Consider the following 17060-nt stretch of genomic DNA (forward strand, 5'->3'; position numbering starts at 1 on the left):
GGTTATCCCTTCACCGCACCAACCGTTTGTCCTCGCATCAAGAAGCGCTGGGCCGTGAGGAACACGATCAGCAGGGGGATCATGGAGATGAACGTGGCGAGCGCGAGCTGGGGCATGTAGAGCTTCACGTCGAGGCCTGCTGCCACTGTTGCGTTGAACAGTGGGCTGGCACCGATGAGCTCTTGGATGCCGATCGAGATGGTCTTGTTCTCCTGGTTAGAGGTCAACAGTGCCAAGGGGAGGAAGAAGTTGGTCCAGTTGGCAACGAAGGAGAAGAACGCGACGAGCGCGATGACTTGCTTCGAAATGGGCAGTGCCACGTAGAAGAAGGTCGAGATCTCGCTGAGGCCATCGATCCGGGCTGCTTCTACTAGCTCTTGCGGCATTGTCGTCATGAAGTGGATATAGACGAGGTACGTGCCGAAGGGGAAGAAGCCCATGATTACTGCCACTGGCCACAATTGGCCGACGGCGCCGATGGCATTCACTTCGAGGAACAGCGGGATGACGAGAACAGTGTTGGGCATCACCATGGCGAGCAGGGTAGCGAAGAGCAGCACCTTGCGGCCGCGGAACCGCAGTCGAGATAGTGCATACCCTGCTGGCAGCGCTGCAACGAGGGCGAGCACTCCGCCAACGATGGCGATCACGAGCGAGTTTCCTACCCAGCGGGTGAAGAGGCCACCATCACCGGGGCCGAAGCCATTGATCTGGCTCCAACTGAACACGACGTTGTCCCACGAGATTCCGCCGAGGCCAAGGAAACCATCGGTTCCCGCGAGCACACCTTCTTGGCTGCGGAAGGCCATCGCGATGAAGCCGATGATGGGCAGGATGAAGGCGGCAGCAACGATCACCATGACGGTGATGCGGGCAATCCGGCCAACCGTCCAGTGTTTGGCGCCGACGACGCCGGGAGCGCTGTTGCTCATCGCTTCTTCTCCTTTTCGTCGCCGAAGAGTCCACTCTTCATCACGATGACGACTCCAATGCTGAGGGTAATTACGAGCAGAATGATGGAGAGCGCTGCTGCGGCGGGGAAGTTTCGGTTCGTGAACGCGAAGGCGTAACCCAGCTGGGTTGGTGCCCACTCGCCCGCAATCGCGCCAGAGGAAATCTGTCGCAGCAGGTACGGCTCGAGGAAGAGCTGGAAACCGTAGGCGAGGTTCATTAGGGCTGCATAGCCGATCCAGGGGCGGATGAGCGGAAGCTTGATATGCCACGCCAAATCCCACGCGCGTGCGCCGTCGATCTTGGCTGCCTCAAAGATTTCGTCTGGAATACCGTTGAGGCCGCCATTGACGACAATGATCCACGTTCCGACGCCTTGGAAGAACAGCATTCCGGTGAGAATCATCGGCATGTTGCCGTCGGTGACGATCTCTTTGAGCGACCCGAACCCGACTTCTTGCCAGAGTGGCGCGAGCGGTGACTGGGTGGGGTGAAGGAGGTAGACCCAGAGCACGAAGTTCGCGATTCCGCTCAACGCTCCCGGGATGAAGTAGAAGAAACGCATTGTGTCGCCAAAGCGTCCGGGGCTGGCATGTACCAGCAGCGCTAGGCCGACGATTCCGACCATCATGAGCGGCAACCACACGATCATGACGGAGAAGATGTTGATGAACGTTCCGGAGAACCGATAATCGGTAATTACCGTGATGAACGAGTCAAAGCCGCCGAATCCGCTGGTGGGGTCGACGAGTGTTGGAGCTTTTTGCAGGGCGATCCAGAAGGCGTAACCGATGGGGATTGCTGCGGCAACGAGAAGCAGGGCGAGGTAGGGGGCAAGCAAAATCCAGGCGCCGCGGGCTTCTGCATGGCGTGTGCGGTGACGCCGAGGGGTGGTGGATGCACGGGGGCCGGTAGCCGGTGGCTCCGTACCTTTCGTGGCTAGCGTTGAGCTGCTCATGTATTCCTCGCCTATGAGTTGTGGAGTGGAACAGAGTGTGGGGGCCTCAAGGATCTGAAACCCCCACACATGCTGTGCCTAGCTGGTTGCTGCTATTCGGCGGTGACCGTGTAGCCGACTGAGTTGGCGCGGTTCACGAGCTCTTCTCCGAAGGTACCGAGCGCATCACTCATCGAACCGTTAGCGATCAGCGTGGGGCTAACTGTCTCGGTCCACGCTGCACCCGTGTCGTAGAGCATGTAGGAGTACGGCGCTACTGCTGCTGCCGCATCCTTGAATGCTTGCTGCACGGAGGCAACATCGGCGAAGTAGCCGTCAGCTTCGAGCTTGGCGAGCCAAGCATCCTGAATCGGGCCGTAACCGGGGAGACCGGTTGACAACTCAACCTGCCACGCCGGGTCGGTTGCGACGAAGGTTGCGAAGGTCAGCGTGTTTTCGAGCTGCTTTCCGGTGATGTGTGAGGAGACGCCCCAGAGGCCGCCACCTTCGTTACCGGCGGTCGGGCTTGATTCGCCTTCCCACGTCAACGGTGCACTTGCACTCATCTGGCCTGCAGGGATCTTCCAGGTATCGCGGAAGAGGTAGTTGCCCCACCAGACGGCACCGGGGCTCATCACGAGGTTGACACCAGCTGCTGCGGCGTCACCATCGAAGATGCCCTGAGTTGTGAGTGCGCCACCGTCGTACATCTGCGTGAGCAGTTCGTTAGCGCGAACACAGTTCGGGTCGTCGAGGTTGATGTGAACTTCCGACTCGGAAAGGCGGTCGTTCGTGGGGCAGTCTGCTGCCTGAAGGTAGCGGTTGACGGCATAAGCGTCGCCCAAGAATCCGCTGATCTTGTCAGGGTGCGCTGCTGCAATTTCCACAGCGAGGTCGCCGTACTCTTCCCACGTGGTGGGAAGCGTGTAGCCGTTCTCGTCGAAGAATGCCTTGTTGTACCAGAACACGTCAGGGGCAGCGTCATTGCGGAGGCAACGAATCTGACCATCGATGTCGCAGAACGAGAGCACTGCGGGGTCGTAGCCGTCGATAACATCGGGGAGCAGATCGGTGAGGTCTGCGGCGTAGTTGCTCGCTGCACCAGTCGCCCACGCGATGTCGTCATTGGAGGGGAAGAAGATGGCGTCAGGCCATCCTGATCCGGCAGAGTCGAAGTTGGCGAATGCCTGCTTCACGGTCTGCCCACCGACGGTGCCATCGATCTGGACAACGTCGATTTCGATCTCAGGGTGTGCTTCCTGGAAAGCTTCTGCTGCGGGAACACGGGGCGGGTCAACCCACACCGTGATTTTTCCACCCGAGTCAGTTTGTTCGGGGGCGGTTGCGCCTCCGTCAGCTGAACAGCCGGATAGAACGAGTGCAGCGGCGGAAATTATGGCCACTCCTGCACTGGCGGAAAGAAACCTCTTCGTCTTCATTGACACTCCTAGGTGAGTTACTACTGCTTCGTAGTGGAGAGACGCGAGGCGCTGGAACGGCTCGGTTTCTCCGGTGCTCAAACGTTATACCAACCCAGTAAGTTGTGCAAACGTTTGATCAAAGGTTTTTCAACTGTTATCTACGGGTTTGTGCGCGGCACCTCAATAGCCAATGCGCGGGGGATCGATGCGGTAGAACTCCGCGGCAGTGCGGCCAAGCAGTTGTTCGCGGTCTGCGGCATCCACGCTGTCGAAGAGCGGTTGGAGGCCCTGCCAGACCCGCGTATACCCGCCGGCGAGCACCGAAATCGGCCAGTCGCCGCCATACATCAGTCGCTTCGGCCCGAAGACCTCGATGGCCCGTTCGAAATAGGGGCGAACGTATTCGGTGGTCCACTGCTGTGGATCGCCAGCCGCCGAATAGAGCCCGCTGATCTTCGCGTAAACATTCGGGTTCTCGGCAGCAATCTCAATCGCCGACCACCACGGTTCACGCTCGTCGAGCCCGATCGGCGGTTTCGCCAAATGATCGATCACCATGCGAAGTTCGGGATGCCGCCTCGAGAGTTCTGGAATCAGGGCGAGGTGCTCCGGAAGAACTGCGACCACGTCGAAGGTGAGCCCAGCGCGCTCCAGCACAGTGAGCCCCTCGTCGACGTTAGGTCGCAGCAACCACTCCGGGTCTTCCTGGGTATGAATGAGCGTGCGAACCCCGACCATGCGCGTATCGCCCTGCCACGATTCAAGCGTTCGTGCCGCTTGCTCGGGGCGATCAATCGGGGCGTAGCCGACAATTGCCGCTACCTCGTGGTGCGCCGCTGCTGACTCAACCATGAGCCGTGTGTCATCGAAGTTGTCGGCAGACTGAACCTGAACGGTGTAGTCAATACCGGCATCCCGCAGCTCAGGAATCAGTTGGTCGAGCGTCATCACCTGGTTTATTGGGGCCAACGAATCGTCGAGCCAGTCATAGTGCGCCCTGTTGGGGTTCCAGACATGCTGGTGAGAGTCAATGATTGGAAAAACCACTGTGTTGTCCCTTCGCCGGTTGCCAGTTTAGAGAATGCCGTGTCGTTCCCACACTGTGCGCAGAGAATCTCCGGCAAGCAGTTCTGCCAGAACCGTCGATTCATTGGATGCTCGGGTGCGAGCTCGCGTGAGCACTTCTTCTTCGTGCGCCTGGGGGATTACGACGGCACCGTCATCATCGGCCATCACGAGATCGCCGGGCGCAATTAGCACTCCGCCCAACTCGACGACAACATCGGAGGCGATGACGCGCATGCGAGCCCGGAAGTCGATGGGGCGGCGCGAGCGCGAGAACGACGGAAAGCCGAGTTCGGCGATCTTGTCAGTGTCGCGCAGGTTGCCATCGGTGATCACGCCGGAGGCTTTCGCGCCAAGCGCTGCCGCACTGAAGAGTTCTCCCCAGAAGCCAGAATCGTTGCTGTTGTCGGTGGCGATCACAATCATCTGGCCAGCGCCAATACCGTCGATGAAGTCGATTGACTCCTTGTAGGGGTCGTCGAGATCTGACTCGAGTGCCGGAGCGAACCGCACCGTGCGGGCGCGACCGAAAGCTCGCGACCCCGGCGTTATCGGCGCGAGGCGCTGGTCGAGCACTTGGTTGCGCAAGCCCGATTCGTCGCACGAGTCACTCAGAATCGCGGTCGTGAGACGCTCGTCGCCGGGCAACGGCGTGAAACCTGCTTTGCCGGTTGCTGCCACAGCTGCTGCGGCTGCGGCTCCGGATGCTTCGGGCGTGGGGTTAGCGGATGACATGGCCACCTCCAGGGCTGAATGGGAACTGGGCTTCAATTTCGGGAGTGAGCTGGATGCCAAGGCCGGCAGCCTTCGGAGCGACGATTCCGCCGTCCTTGAAGTCGACCTCTTCCACTCGCATCGCGTCACGCAGTGGATTGGGCAGGGTGCAGTACTCGAAGAGTTCAACGTAGGGGTTGGCGAGCACGGTGTGCAGGTTCGCGGCGAAGGTGACACCACTGCCCCACACGTGGGGAACCGTCTTCACGCCGGCGGCATGAGCAAGTTCGGCGACCTGCGCAAAAGCCTGTGGACCTCCGACGAAGGTGACGTCGGGCTGGGCAACATCGAGCGCATTCGCGTCGAGCAGCTGGGCGAAGTCGCGAACGGTTCCGTTGGATTCGACACCGGAGATCGGCACGTTCACGGCGGCCCGCACGGCGGCGTAGCCAGCCACGTCATCCGCTTGGCAGGGTTCTTCGTACCAGCGAGCACCAAGTTTGGCAGCCTTATGGCCAACGCGAATTGCTTCCTCGACGGGCCACGGGTCAGAGGCACAGGCCTGCACGGCGTCAATGACGAACTGCACGCCCTCGGGTAGCAGCGCGGTCACATGGTCGAGCAGCTTGATGGTGGTGTCTGGGTCGGTCATGGCGCGGAACTTCACGGCGCCAAAGCCGGCTTCGATCTGGGCGGCAGCCCAGTCGGAGACTTCGCCGAAGGTCGTGCCGAGTCCGCCGCTGGCGTACGACTCGATCCAGTCGCGTTTGAGGCCACCGAGCACTTCGTAGCCTGGCACGCTGAGGCGCTTAGCTACGGCATCCACCGCGGCTGTTTCGATTGCTCCGGCAACGCCGTTGAGCATTCCGCCACGCGCCCAGAAAGCGGTGTAGGCGCGGAGGTGGTCGGCGACTTCGAGGGGGTGAGCGAATTCGTGGTCGAGAACGTAGGGGCGGAAGGCATCCACGATTCCGGGCACGGCGGCGGCTGCCATGATGCCGGCTCCCGCTTCCCCGACTCCGGTGGTTCCATCAGAGAGGGTTACTTCGACGAGAGCGGCATCCCAGGACCAAATGGTGCCTCCGACCCACGTGAGTTCTTCTCCGGGCTGGTACCGGTGCGAAAGCAACACTGCGCGCACGGCGGTAATGGTGAGAGCTGTATCAGTGAGTCCCATGGGAAGGGCGCCTCATTTCTAGTAGCGAGCGATAATGGTTACGGTATCTGATCAATCGTTTGATCACAAGCATGTGGGACCGCATCCGCGCAATTGCACTTCAGACTGCGGGCGCTGTTGAGGTGGGCATGGCGCTATTAGCCCGGTGATCTAGAGCGCAGCAACCAGCCCGGCAGCTTCGAGGTCGCCCCAGAGCCCCTCGGGCATCGTGGACGCATAGCGTTCGATGTTCGACCGCACCTGTCCGCCCCCGCGCGCTCCGACCACAACGGAAACGACCGCCGGATGCCGCAGTACGTACGCGATAGCGGCCTCGGGAAGTGTGACGCCGTGGGCTTCACACGCATCCGCAACCCGATTGGCCCGCTCAAGAATCTCGGGCGGAACCGGCCCGTAATCAAAGGTTGCATCGGGGCTCGGTCGATTGCGGCCGAGCAATCCCGAGTTGTAGACGCCGGCAACGACAACGCCGACGTTGCGTTCGAGAGCGAGGGGCATGAGGTCTGCGAGCGCCGAATCGTCGACAAGGGTGAAGCGTCCTGCACACATTACGAGATCAACATCCGCGCGGCGGATCAACTCGGCGAGCGGAGCCGACGCGTTCATTCCTGCACCAACCGCCTTCACCACGCCCTGCTCGCGTAGCTCAATGAGTGCGCCGATTCCCTCGGTCGAGGCCTGCTCAAAGTGGTCGTCGGGGTCGTGCATGTAGAGCACATCGAAGTGGTCGAGCCCGGTGCGGGCGAGAGAATCTTCGACTGAGCGAAGGATGCCGTCGCGACTGAAATCCCATTGACGCTTGGTGACGGCGGGCACGGCAAAGCCCTGGTCATCCATCTGGTCTTCTCCACCGGGATTCGGTACGAGGAGCTTGCCGACCTTGCTCGAGATCACGTAGTTGTCGCGGGGGTGAGTGCGCAGCTGCTCGCCGAGGCGACGCTCCGAGAGGCCGAGCCCGTAGTGCGGCGCAGTATCGAAGTAGCGAACTCCGGCATCCCACGCGGCGGCAACACTCTCGTCAACTTCAGCGTCCGTGGTTTCACGGTAGAGGTTTCCCAACTGCGCGGCCCCCAGGCCGATCTCTGTCAGTTCAAGTCCACGCTGAGTTGATCTGGTTTTCACTGTTGGCCCCTCCAGGGAGTGTTAGCGCGCCGGTGGCGCAGTAGATTCGCGCACGATCAGCTCGGGTGCTGGGTCGGCGATGACACGGTCTTCGGCCGTTCCCGAGTTGATGTTCTCCCACAGGCTGGCCATCGCAGCACGGCCAAGTTCATAGAGCGGCAGGCGCACGCAGGTCAGCGGTGGCCACGCAATTTCGGCGGTCCAGGTGTCGTGCATCGCCACGATCGACATGTCTTCAGGTACGCGGATGCCCAACCGTCGTGCCTCCGAAAGCACACCGTGAGCGGCGTTGATGTTCGCCACGACCACCGCTGTGGGTGGGGTCGACAACTCGGCCATCGCATCGAGGGCTTGAGCACCCTGCTTGGGGTAGTAGCCGAAGTCGGTGACGAGTTCGGGTTCGACCGTGAGTTTCGCGTTCGCCATCGCCTCGAGGAATCCGGCGAGACGTCGCTGACCTGACTCCGAGGTTGGCACACCGCCGGCGTACCCGATGCGGGTGTGGCCGAGCTCGATGAGGTGCTCGGTTGCCAGGCGCATCCCCGCCTCATCTTCGAGGCGAACAGAACCACCGCTGCCAGGGTTGATTGTGTTGATCGAGATCACGGGCAAGCCGCTGTCGGTCACCGTGCGCAGATCGTCACCACTTAGGTGGTCACCGAACTGCACGAGAACACCGTCGACTCGTCCCTCACCCATGAGGCGCGGGATCGACTCTTCACCTTCGGGCAAACGTTCGGTACTGGCGATCAGCACCATGTAATCCTTGCTGCTGGCCTCTTCTTCCACTCCGCGCATGAGCTCAGCAAAGATGGCGTTGGTCACACCGGGCACCACAAGGCCGACGGCGTGAGTGCGCGACGACTTGAGGGCTCGAGCCGTGAAGTTGGGGCGGTAGTTAAGCTCTTTCGCTGCATCATGAATGCGCTGACGGGTCGCCACACTCACTCGCACGCCAGGTTTTTCACTCAGCACCCGCGAAACCGCCGACACCGAAACTCCGGCGCGGGTCGCAACATCACTCAAAGTAGCCATAGTTGCCAGTGTATTCGGGCAACTAGTCGCTGGTACGTCGATTGACCAGATAAAGATGAGTCAGCACCATCACGGTGTCACCATGTTGGTTGGTTACCGTGACCAGTTCGTGCAGGTAGCCAGCCTCCTCCGGTCGCTTCGCGTGCAACGACATCTCGTTGATCTCGGCGGTTACCCGAATGGTGTCCCCAATGAAGACGGGGCGGATGAAGCGGATGCGGTCGTAGCCATAACTCATCGCTTGCGGGTTGATGTCGCCCGCCGTCATCCCCACGGCGACGGAGAGGATGAGGGTGCCGTGGGCAATGCGCTGACCAGCCGGCTGCTTCGCCATCCATTCGGCATCCATGTGGTGCGGAAAGAAGTCGCCGGTCTGGCCAGCGTGCAGCACAATGTCGGCTTCAGTAATGGTGCGGCCAACGGTTTCGCGGCGCTCCCCCACCTCGTGGTCGTCATACCAGCGGTCTTTCGTGAGCATCAGCGCACCAGCCATTCTGCGACGCCTGCATCGAGACGTTCGCGTAGTTCGTCAAGGGTGATCTCGCCGAGCAGGGCTGAGGTCACGAGCGGGGAGACCGCATTTTGTAGTTCGATGTAGGTGGCGAACCGCGGGCGCAGGTAGGCACCTTCGAGCGTGGCGCGCGTGCCGGTGAAGAAGTCGAGGCTGTCAGCGTTGGTGCGCGCACTCTCCCACGCGACGGCGTTGCCGGGCTGGCCGCCGCCGTCATAGTACGAACCCTCTTGCACGGGGCCCGACGCGAGCCAGAAGGCGTGCGCGATCGCGGCATCCATCACCTGGCTCCGTGACGACACGGCGATACCCGCACCGCCAAGCAGCGAGCCGGCAACGCCACGAGTCGAGCTCGGGATGTCGATGTACTGCACGCGGTTTGACCGGTAGCCCGCACGCGAGTAGTTGGTGTACCCAAACAGCAGCGGCGCGTACGCGAAGGTGTCACTCTCGGCGAGCACATCCGCGACCTGAATCGGATTGAAGCCGGCGTTGTCGGCTGGCACCAGCCGCGCCAAGCGAGTGAGCAATTCCATCGCGCGGGTCAGCATGTCTTCTGAGAGGAAGACGCCGGGGTCAGCCATGGCATCTTCGCCGAGCCCTGACGCGATCGTGATGAGGCTCGAATACGCGTCGACGGGCTTGAAGGGCCACAGCACTCGACCCTCTTCGGCGAGCGCGATCACCTCATCCCAGTTGCGCGGCGGCGACTCGAGAATATCGGGGCGGAACGCGGCAACCTGCGCGGCAGCATCGAGCGCAAGGCCCCATTGCTGGCCGAGGTGCTGGTACGACTCGTGCGAGCGACCAACCGACTGCGTTGCCAGCGTGGCCAGCTCGGAGTCAAAGCCGCGACCGTTCAGCGGAGTGAAGAGGGCATCTTCTGCAGCAATCGGAATGTGCGGATGATCGATCACAAGCAGGTCGTACTGCTCAACCATGCTGTCCAAGTCTTGGTCGGCAAAAGCCTGCAGTGAGCGGTACTCCCACTGCACCTCAACATCGGGAGCTACCGAGCGATACGCTTCGGCGGCCTTCACGACGCTGCCGTAGCCGCGCTCGTGTTCCCAGGTCATTCCCTTGATGATCGTCGGGCTCATGCGGAGGCCTCCTGGGTTGCGGGGGCGCTTGTTGCGGCGGCGCGGGAGGGGAACTCGGCACGCACTCGAGCGTTGTCCTCTCCGAGAGTCGGGGCCGCTTTAGTGCTCGTGAGAATCTGGCCATCAACGCGAATGGGGCTGCGGGTGGTGAGCAACTCGTTGCCTCCGCGGCTGACCGGCTGCGTCATCCGAATCGCTTCGAACCCACCCGAGGCCAGCAGTTCGTCGAGCGTGAGCACGGGAGCACACCACACGTCGCCGGCATCGAGAATGTCGAGCCACTGTTGGGTGGTGCCGGTCGCAAAGCGCGCGGCGAGCAGGTCTTCGACGTACTCTTGGCGATCCCACGCCAGTTGAGGGTCGTGCATCTCACTCAGTTCGGGCATGCCGAGCAGGTCGCCCAGTTTCGGCAGCGGATTCATCGCCATCGCGATGTAACCATCAGTGGTGGGATACGTGCCGTAGGGCGCCGCCAAGAAGGCGTGAGCCGAGTGCTCGCCATGACGTTGCACCGTGATGCTGTCGTCGTTGAGCTTGGTGCTGAGCAGTTCGAACTGCAGGTCGAGCATTGCTTCGAGCAGGCTCGTCTGCACGAGCCCGCCCTTGCCGGTGCGGAACTTACGCACGAGAAGGGCGGTCACTCCTTGAGCGATGTGGCAGCTCATAAGGTGGTCGGCAATCGAGAGCCCGACAGGCACAGGGCCGTCAGTCTTCGAGCCGTTGAGCCACGGGATGCCCGACATCGACTGAGCGAGCAGGTCTTGCCCAGGGCGATCCTTCCACGGGCCCTCTTCGCCATAGCCGGTCGCGCTGGCGTAGACGATGCCGGGGTTGATGGCGCGCACCGATTCGAAGTCGAGCCCGATGCGTTCCATCACGCCGGGCCGAAAGTTCTGGATGATCACGTCGGCACGCTCGACAAGTTCTTTGACGTAGGCGAGGTCGTCGGCCACCTTGAGGTCAGCAGTGATTGATTCTTTGTTGCGGTTCATCGCGTGGAAGGAAACGGTGTCGCCGTCGAACTCTCGACCGGCGAACGCGAGGGTGCGACCGATATCTCCCGTGCCGGGTCGTTCGACCTTGATCACGCGGGCGCCGAGGTCTGCGAGACGCATTGCGGCGACTGGTCCGGCCAAGAATTGGCTGAAGTCGAGCACCAAGATGCCCTCGAGGGGGCGGTCCATTGGCGCAGACTCCGTTGGTGCGCCGTTGTCGTCAGTCATTGCTGTTCAGCCTTCTGTTGATCCTCGTGAACAATCGTTTGATCATGCTAGTATGACGCAGAAATACACGCAAGGGAGCCAGGCCGCGACATCCGGTGCCAAGCACCGTCGTTGCCCCTCATCCGCCCTTCGTGTCCACTAATCGCAAAGGAGCGCACCAGTGCTGAGCGTGAGTTATGTAGGCGAGCAACGCCTTGAGGTCAAAGAGTACGAACCGAAGCCTCCGGCCGCCGGTGAGGTTCAAATCGCCGTCGCCTACAACGGACTGTGCGGCACCGATATGCACATCCTGCACGGCAACATGGATGCTCGGGTGCAGATGCCACTCACTTTCGGTCACGAGATGAGCGGCACCATTTCCGCCTTCGGCAATGGCGTTGAAGGCTGGAACGTTGGCGACCACGTCACCGTCATGCCGCTCTGGTGGGACAACACGTGCCCCGCGTGCCTCGCCGGCAACCAGCACATTTGCCAGAACCTCGACTTCATCGGCATCGACTCCCCCGGCGCGCTTCAGGGCAAGTGGAATGTTCCCGCCGAGACGCTTGTCGCCCTCCCGCCTGAGCTGCGTCTCGATCACGCCGCGCTCGTCGAGCCTGCTGCGGTTGCGGTGCACGATGTTCGCCGTTCGGGATTGGTTCCCGGGGACAAGGCCGTGATTATCGGTGGTGGTCCGATTGGGGTGCTCATCGCATCCGTCGCCCGTGAATTTGGCGCTGAAGTAGCCGTAATCGAGATCGACGCCGGTCGTCGCGCGCAGATCGACGCGCTGGGCTTCACGACCATCAGCCCGCTCGAGGTCGACCAGGTTGCCTGGGTCAACGAGTGGACCACGGATGCCGGTGCCGACGTGGTCTTCGAAGTCTCGGGTGCTGCGGCTGCCGTGCTTGGCGCCACCGACCTCGCGAAGGTGCGCGGAACTCTCGTGGTGGTCGCGATCCACCCCACGCCCCGCGAGATCAACCTGCAGCGCGTCTTCTGGCGCGAACTCACCATTATGGGAGCGCGCGTGTACCAGCGCACCGACTTCGAGAAGGCGATCGAACTGCTCAATACGGGCGTCATCCCGGCCGACCTTCTGATCACGCGCATTGTGCCGCTGTCGCAAACCAGCGAAGCTTTTGCTGACCTGGCCGCAGGTAAAGCGATGAAAATTCTCGTGGATGTCGCGGGCCAGAAGTGAGCACGAATGAGAAGGGCAATCCCATGAACGGCATGTTTGACCTCACCGGAACCACCGCGGTTGTCACGGGGGCACGGCGTGGAATCGGCTTCGCCATGGCCGAGGCACTCGCCGCCGCCGGGGCGAACATCATCGGCGTGAGCGCCACCATTGAGTCCTCCGGCAGTGCCATCGAGAAGGCGGTCACCTCGTATGGCCGCACTTTCGAGGGCATCGCGTGCGACTTTGCCGACTCGGATGCCGTAGCCGCGTTGGGCGAGACACTCTCGACCCGCAACGTGGACATCCTCGTCAACAACGCCGGAACCATCGAGCGCGCCCCCGCCGCCGAGCACCCCACTGAACTGTGGGATCGCGTCATTCAGGTGAACCTGTCGAGCCAGTTCACGCTCACGCAAGCCATCGCTCGCTCGATGATCGAGCGTGGCCGCGGCAAGATCATCTTCACGGCATCACTGCTCAGCTTTCAGGGCGGCATCAACGTTCCCGGTTACACGGCAGCGAAGTCCGGCATCGCCGGCCTCACCAAGGCACTCTCCAACGAGTGGGCCAGCAAGGGCATCACCGTAAACGCAATCGCCCCCGGTTACATCGCCACCGACAACACCCAGGCCTTGCAAGACGACCCCGACCGTTCGAAGGCAATCCTCGGCCGCATCCCGGCCGGTCGTTGGGGTGTCGGGAGCGACCTCGCGGGTGCCACCGTGTTCCTCGCGTCACGCTCCTCCGACTACGTCTCGGGCGCCATCCTCAACGTGGATGGCGGGTGGATGGGCCGCTAGCCCTCACCCGCACACTGTTGGCACTCAGCGTCGTTCGGTGGGTGCCAACAGCTTTTTCCGGGTATGACCGAGACGTTGGACAGAAGCAGAGTCAGCAATTACTAACACCGCCATGCAGCGCCGTTTACGGGACCGTTTCGAGATTCTGATGCGGACACGTTTTACGGGATTCCCGAAGCGCAAAAAGCGGGGCGTAGCGATCTCCCGATATCGGCTAGAGATGATCCCGTTTGCGGAACGCCTATCGGACACATCAAAGGCTCATGGGGCGTCCGGCATAGTCCAATCGGGTGCTAGGTCGAGTGCTTCGCGGATGAGGAAATACCGCTTGCGTTTACGAATCTCGTAGTCGTCGTCTCCCCAGTAGCCGTTTGTAGTCCTAAGGAGCCCGAAATGCTCTAGCTCTCGGGTCGCGCTCGTCCAAGTGTCATCTGAGAGACCGTATTGCTTCTTGCGGTGGCCATCCATCCACTCCCCATCGGGATGCTTGGAGCCGCCGTTGAGTTCGAGAAGGGCCATTAGCACAGCGATGGCTCTTCCGCTGAGGCGGAGTATCCAGGCGTTCGTCCATAGGGCGAACGGCACACCGACCCATCGAGCGCCGTTGCCCTCCCAGCCGTCGCCTGAGCCGTCGGGGTGGAGCAAGAGAAGGCCGGTCTTACCGTCGGGTAGGAGAGTCGGAGTGATGAGCTTCTTCTTCTGAAGCCACTTCTTCGCGTCGTTTGCTCGCCGCGGGCCGGTGTCTGGTGGCAGGTTGAGCCAGCGCGCCAAGGATTGGGTTGGGCGATCCGGAAGCGTGTATGGAGCCTTCGCCGCCTGCATTACGAGCGTCATGTGCATCTTCAGACGCAGCTCGTTCGATTGCACGAGCCACGCAGCGGTCGGAGTGGTGTCGCCTCGCTTTACGTAGGTGATTGGGAAGTTGACGCTGCTGACGCGCCTAGACCTGTCGGTGGCGCGTGCGAGTGCCGCGAGGGCTTCTGAGGGGACGTCCATGGGTGCTCCGAGGAAGAAGTTGACGACCTCAGCGGAGAGACGTGGGGTCCGGGGGTACCTATGGGTACTTGGGGTACCAGAGATACTTCCTCTTAATGTACCGCTCGAATCGCATTCTGTCTCCGTTGAGGCCGTCGTGGTGCCCCAGGAAAAACGGCCTCCGACCCGGCCCAATATGCCGGTACCCTCCGGCTAGCCCGTGGGCTTCTTCGGTTGCTGCTGGGGTGTTTCTAGGCGACTCTGTTCTCAGAGCCAGATTCCCCCCTTGTCCGCCAAGACCAAAAGGGGGATTGCGAAGAGAAGGGAGGACCCGATGAGCAGAGGCTTCCGCATCACTGTCAAAACGACTGTATCTGGAATCACCATCACAATCGAGCCCTGGTAGCTCAAGGGGGCGGGGCCTAGACCCCGCCCCCTTCTCAGCGCGACTCGTTGGGGACTAGCGCCAAGACGTTCTCTTCGTCGAATTGCGTCCCGTAGGACGATCCTCTACCGGACGTTCTTTGCTAGCGGCACCCAACTTACTTTGATCTCCCAAGACGATAAATGCGGGGTCGACACTCAAAGGCTGCGGGTAGTTTTCAGTCAGCCTATTCACGGCCTCGGTCGCGGTGTCATCACGAATCGAGGGTCCGTCGTGCAAGCTTAAGCTCCATCGCCAAGGCAGCTTCTACTCGCTCCTTGAGGCGATTTCGGGCTCGATGATACCGGCTTCGCGCGGTGGCAGCCCGGATGTGCAGGAGGTGAGCCGCATCTTTTGCCGTGAATCCATCACCGTGAATTAGCGTGATTATCTCGCGGTCGGATTCCGACAGTTCGGACATAGAGGCCATCACTGCTTCCATCCGCTCATCTGTGGAGGCAGCGAGCGTGCTGCCGTCAAGGCCAGTCGCGCTTGATTGTGCAGCAAGTTCGCCACGTAAACGATCAGCAAGCGCGAGTCGCCGCGATAAGCCGCGGCGATGAGTCGTGAGCACTTTACGGGCGACCCCGAACATCCACATTCGCGCTTCTTCGGCGCTGTTCGGTATCGATCCTGCGCGCCGCCACAGCACCAGCAACGTGTCGCCGAGGAGGTCCGCTGCATCGGCTGGTGAAGAGACACGACGTGAAAAGTATCCGAGCAGGTTACCTGCCTCGTTTTGCACCAATTCCTCCACTCGAAGCCGAACGTCGCGGTCAGCCTGCACCGCAGCATTGGTTTTGGTGAACAGTTTCGAAACCGGTCCCCTGTTAGCGTCGGCGCTCATTCGCTCTGAGTTCTGCATGACATGGACGAACCGTTGTAGATGACGCCGGCAGTGTCCGCAGGTCCGTGACGAAGGCTAGGGAACACTTGGCTCGCCTCTTCGTAGAGGGCGCCATCGACGGCATTCATCACTACCTCGGTAGCTGTGCTGGTAGGAGTAGCTTTCGCTTGCGCGGCGTTGAAGAGGTCCTGCCCGAAACCTGACCAATCGTTCGCTGTAATGAACCGATCGATTTTCTCGCTTGAGGCACTATCTAGGTTACGGAACTCCATAAATGCGAGACAGTAAACCGTCTGGCCGTCTTCGTCGACGTAGTCGATAGGGATTGCGGTTGTGGTGCGTTGGGTTCCCGCCTCGATCGTTTGGAAAGGAGCGATACCGAGCTGGGCTGCGGTGATGCTTGCTCCGGCCGTTAGTAGGACCGTGCCGACCGCGATACTGCCGAGCACTGCACTTCGTGACCATTTCTTTCGGATAGTCCGCTCAGGCAGGGTCCGATCACGTGTAGTGATGATCAGGTTATCCACCGCATTAGAGACATTGGGCGCCCACGGCTTGTTCGCCCGGCCTAGTATCTCGTCAAGTTCTGAATCGTCCATTGTTCTCCTCCAAAGGATGCTCTCACTTAGGTAATGGCCGGCACGAGTCAACGTGTTGCACCTCCCCACAAACTGGCCGTAGAGGTTAAGTTGTCGAAAGAGCATTCAGTTTCGGTTCCCGACAACCGCAAGTTATACGGTCGCTGCACCACGCATTGATTGCCGCCAGCCAGTGATCTCAGGCGCCCCGGGGTTCTAGCTGACTAGCGCGAACTCGATGCTAGTGCGGCTGTGCGCGACTCCGAGGATTCCGATAACTCCAGAGTTGCGTGACCCGAGTTGTTAACTTCGACCCCATCCTCGAGCATTCCAGACTTGCAACAGCACGAAAGTGAGGGAATCTGAAACACTGTCTCTTATGGATCCAAATTTCTTACTCTTGGCCCTAGTCCTGCTTGTGCTGTTTGCGAGCATCAGCATCATCGGAGCGCTGCACCGCATCCGCGACGCCAGCGAAAAAACGTTGGCGCTGTTGGAGGCGCAAACCCGAAAAGACACGGCCTCAAACTAGCTTTCCTTACCAGCCCGCGCGAATAGCGCTCACCCGCAATTCAAACCCCGCAGAGGATCGCGAGCCCGAAATTGCATGCCTAGAGTTAACCTCTAGTCGCTCATTAGGTCCCGCGTCAGGTCGACCAAATCGCCGGCATCGGTTGTCGTCGCATGGGTTACATCCACCGGAGGTATGACAGAAGGGTTCCGGAGTGCACGGTTCTCTGCACCGCCATGATCAACAATCTCAACAATGACTGAGTCGTCACGGTAAAGCTCAGTTCCAGGAGAAGGGTTCTGAGAAGTGATGTAAAAGAGGCCAGGCCAAGCCAGCCCTGAGATCGGGGGTCCGTCGGGGTAGGGGCTAGCGAGGGCAACGCCGAACTCGGCGGCGATGTCTCGGCCAACGTGGAACGGAAGCCCGACGACGTCCGGCGCCGTTACACGATCCGCCCTCCGCTCTTCCATGTCAGCACCATACACGCGCAAACCGAAAGACACT

The 17060-nt window shown here is 61.0% G+C and carries 18 protein-coding genes; 3 read left to right on the forward strand and 15 right to left on the reverse strand.

All coding sequences use genetic code 11. The features are described 5' to 3' along the window. Nucleotides 1–2: 2 nt before the first annotated feature. From ACOH1Z_RS07350 to ACOH1Z_RS07400, 11 genes are all read right to left on the reverse strand, one after another. The gene (locus ACOH1Z_RS07350) at nt 3–932 is read right to left on the reverse strand and encodes a carbohydrate ABC transporter permease (RefSeq protein ID WP_449647794.1); all 930 of its coding nucleotides are present in this window, start codon (nt 930–932) and stop codon (nt 3–5) included. Further along, a complete protein-coding gene (locus tag ACOH1Z_RS07355; RefSeq protein ID WP_449647795.1) occupies nt 929–1909 on the reverse strand; it encodes a carbohydrate ABC transporter permease in 981 nt (326 codons plus the stop codon). The genes ACOH1Z_RS07350 and ACOH1Z_RS07355 overlap by 4 nt, the downstream gene beginning before the upstream one ends. A 92-nt stretch (nt 1910–2001) precedes the next feature. Next, complete coding sequence (locus tag ACOH1Z_RS07360) at nt 2002–3327, reverse strand: ABC transporter substrate-binding protein (RefSeq protein WP_449647796.1); 1326 nt, start codon at nt 3325–3327, stop codon at nt 2002–2004. 162 nt (nt 3328–3489) lie between these two features. Then, entirely contained in the window at nt 3490–4356 is an 867-nt protein-coding gene (locus ACOH1Z_RS07365) for an amidohydrolase family protein (RefSeq protein WP_449647797.1), read from the reverse strand. A 27-nt stretch (nt 4357–4383) separates the two neighbouring features. Next, on the reverse strand, nt 4384–5109 hold the full coding sequence (locus ACOH1Z_RS07370) for an RraA family protein (RefSeq protein ID WP_449647798.1): 726 nt from the start codon (nt 5107–5109) through the stop codon (nt 4384–4386). Beyond that, on the reverse strand, nt 5096–6265 hold the full coding sequence (locus ACOH1Z_RS07375; protein WP_449647799.1) for a mandelate racemase/muconate lactonizing enzyme family protein: 1170 nt from the start codon (nt 6263–6265) through the stop codon (nt 5096–5098). Before ACOH1Z_RS07375 ends, ACOH1Z_RS07370 begins: the two co-directional genes overlap by 14 nt. Before the next feature lie 150 nt (nt 6266–6415). Further along, nucleotides 6416–7387, reverse strand: coding sequence for an aldo/keto reductase (locus ACOH1Z_RS07380; protein WP_449647800.1), 972 nt, complete (start codon nt 7385–7387; stop codon nt 6416–6418). Between the two features lie 21 nt (nt 7388–7408). Further along, nucleotides 7409–8422 (reverse strand): LacI family DNA-binding transcriptional regulator, encoded by a 1014-nt coding sequence (locus ACOH1Z_RS07385; protein ID WP_449647801.1) that lies wholly within the window; start codon nt 8420–8422, stop codon nt 7409–7411. Nucleotides 8423–8444: 22 nt separating this feature from the next. Further along, the gene (locus tag ACOH1Z_RS07390) at nt 8445–8915 is read right to left on the reverse strand and encodes a MaoC family dehydratase (protein ID WP_449647802.1); all 471 of its coding nucleotides are present in this window, start codon (nt 8913–8915) and stop codon (nt 8445–8447) included. Further along, entirely contained in the window at nt 8900–10033 is a 1134-nt protein-coding gene (locus ACOH1Z_RS07395) for a type 2 periplasmic-binding domain-containing protein (protein ID WP_449647803.1), read from the reverse strand. Before ACOH1Z_RS07395 ends, ACOH1Z_RS07390 begins: the two co-directional genes overlap by 16 nt. Beyond that, nucleotides 10030–11256, reverse strand: a complete 1227-nt coding sequence (locus tag ACOH1Z_RS07400; protein WP_449647804.1) for a CaiB/BaiF CoA transferase family protein — start codon at nt 11254–11256, stop codon at nt 10030–10032. The genes ACOH1Z_RS07395 and ACOH1Z_RS07400 overlap by 4 nt, the downstream gene beginning before the upstream one ends. A 160-nt stretch (nt 11257–11416) precedes the next feature. Between ACOH1Z_RS07400 and ACOH1Z_RS07405 the strand changes: the two genes are divergently transcribed. Together ACOH1Z_RS07405 and ACOH1Z_RS07410 are read left to right on the forward strand one after the other, a co-directional pair. Continuing rightward, entirely contained in the window at nt 11417–12439 is a 1023-nt protein-coding gene (locus ACOH1Z_RS07405; protein WP_449647805.1) for a zinc-dependent alcohol dehydrogenase, read from the forward strand. 23 nt (nt 12440–12462) lie between these two features. Further along, a complete protein-coding gene (locus ACOH1Z_RS07410) occupies nt 12463–13221 on the forward strand; it encodes an SDR family oxidoreductase (RefSeq protein WP_449647806.1) in 759 nt (252 codons plus the stop codon). 261 nt (nt 13222–13482) lie between these two features. Here the strand turns inward: ACOH1Z_RS07410 and ACOH1Z_RS07415 are convergent, their stop codons facing one another. The 3 genes from ACOH1Z_RS07415 to ACOH1Z_RS07425 all read right to left on the reverse strand — a co-directional run bounded on the left by ACOH1Z_RS07415 (nt 13483) and on the right by ACOH1Z_RS07425 (nt 16066). Beyond that, a complete protein-coding gene (locus tag ACOH1Z_RS07415) occupies nt 13483–14217 on the reverse strand; it encodes a hypothetical protein (protein ID WP_449647807.1) in 735 nt (244 codons plus the stop codon). Between the two features lie 617 nt (nt 14218–14834). After that, complete coding sequence (locus ACOH1Z_RS07420; RefSeq protein ID WP_449647808.1) at nt 14835–15467, reverse strand: RNA polymerase sigma factor; 633 nt, start codon at nt 15465–15467, stop codon at nt 14835–14837. Beyond that, the gene (locus ACOH1Z_RS07425) at nt 15464–16066 is read right to left on the reverse strand and encodes a hypothetical protein (protein WP_449647809.1); all 603 of its coding nucleotides are present in this window, start codon (nt 16064–16066) and stop codon (nt 15464–15466) included. The genes ACOH1Z_RS07420 and ACOH1Z_RS07425 overlap by 4 nt, the downstream gene beginning before the upstream one ends. Before the next feature lie 358 nt (nt 16067–16424). Between ACOH1Z_RS07425 and ACOH1Z_RS07430 the strand changes: the two genes are divergently transcribed. Continuing rightward, nucleotides 16425–16577: a hypothetical protein gene (locus ACOH1Z_RS07430; RefSeq protein ID WP_449647810.1), complete on the forward strand. Its 153-nt coding sequence runs from the start codon at nt 16425–16427 to the stop codon at nt 16575–16577. A 92-nt stretch (nt 16578–16669) separates the two neighbouring features. Here ACOH1Z_RS07430 and ACOH1Z_RS07435 read toward each other — a convergent pair whose 3' ends face one another. Then, a complete protein-coding gene (locus ACOH1Z_RS07435; RefSeq protein WP_449647811.1) occupies nt 16670–17026 on the reverse strand; it encodes a PASTA domain-containing protein in 357 nt (118 codons plus the stop codon). Nucleotides 17027–17060 lie beyond the last annotated feature (34 nt).

The sequence above is a fragment of the Rhodoglobus sp. genome (assembly GCF_053580035.1).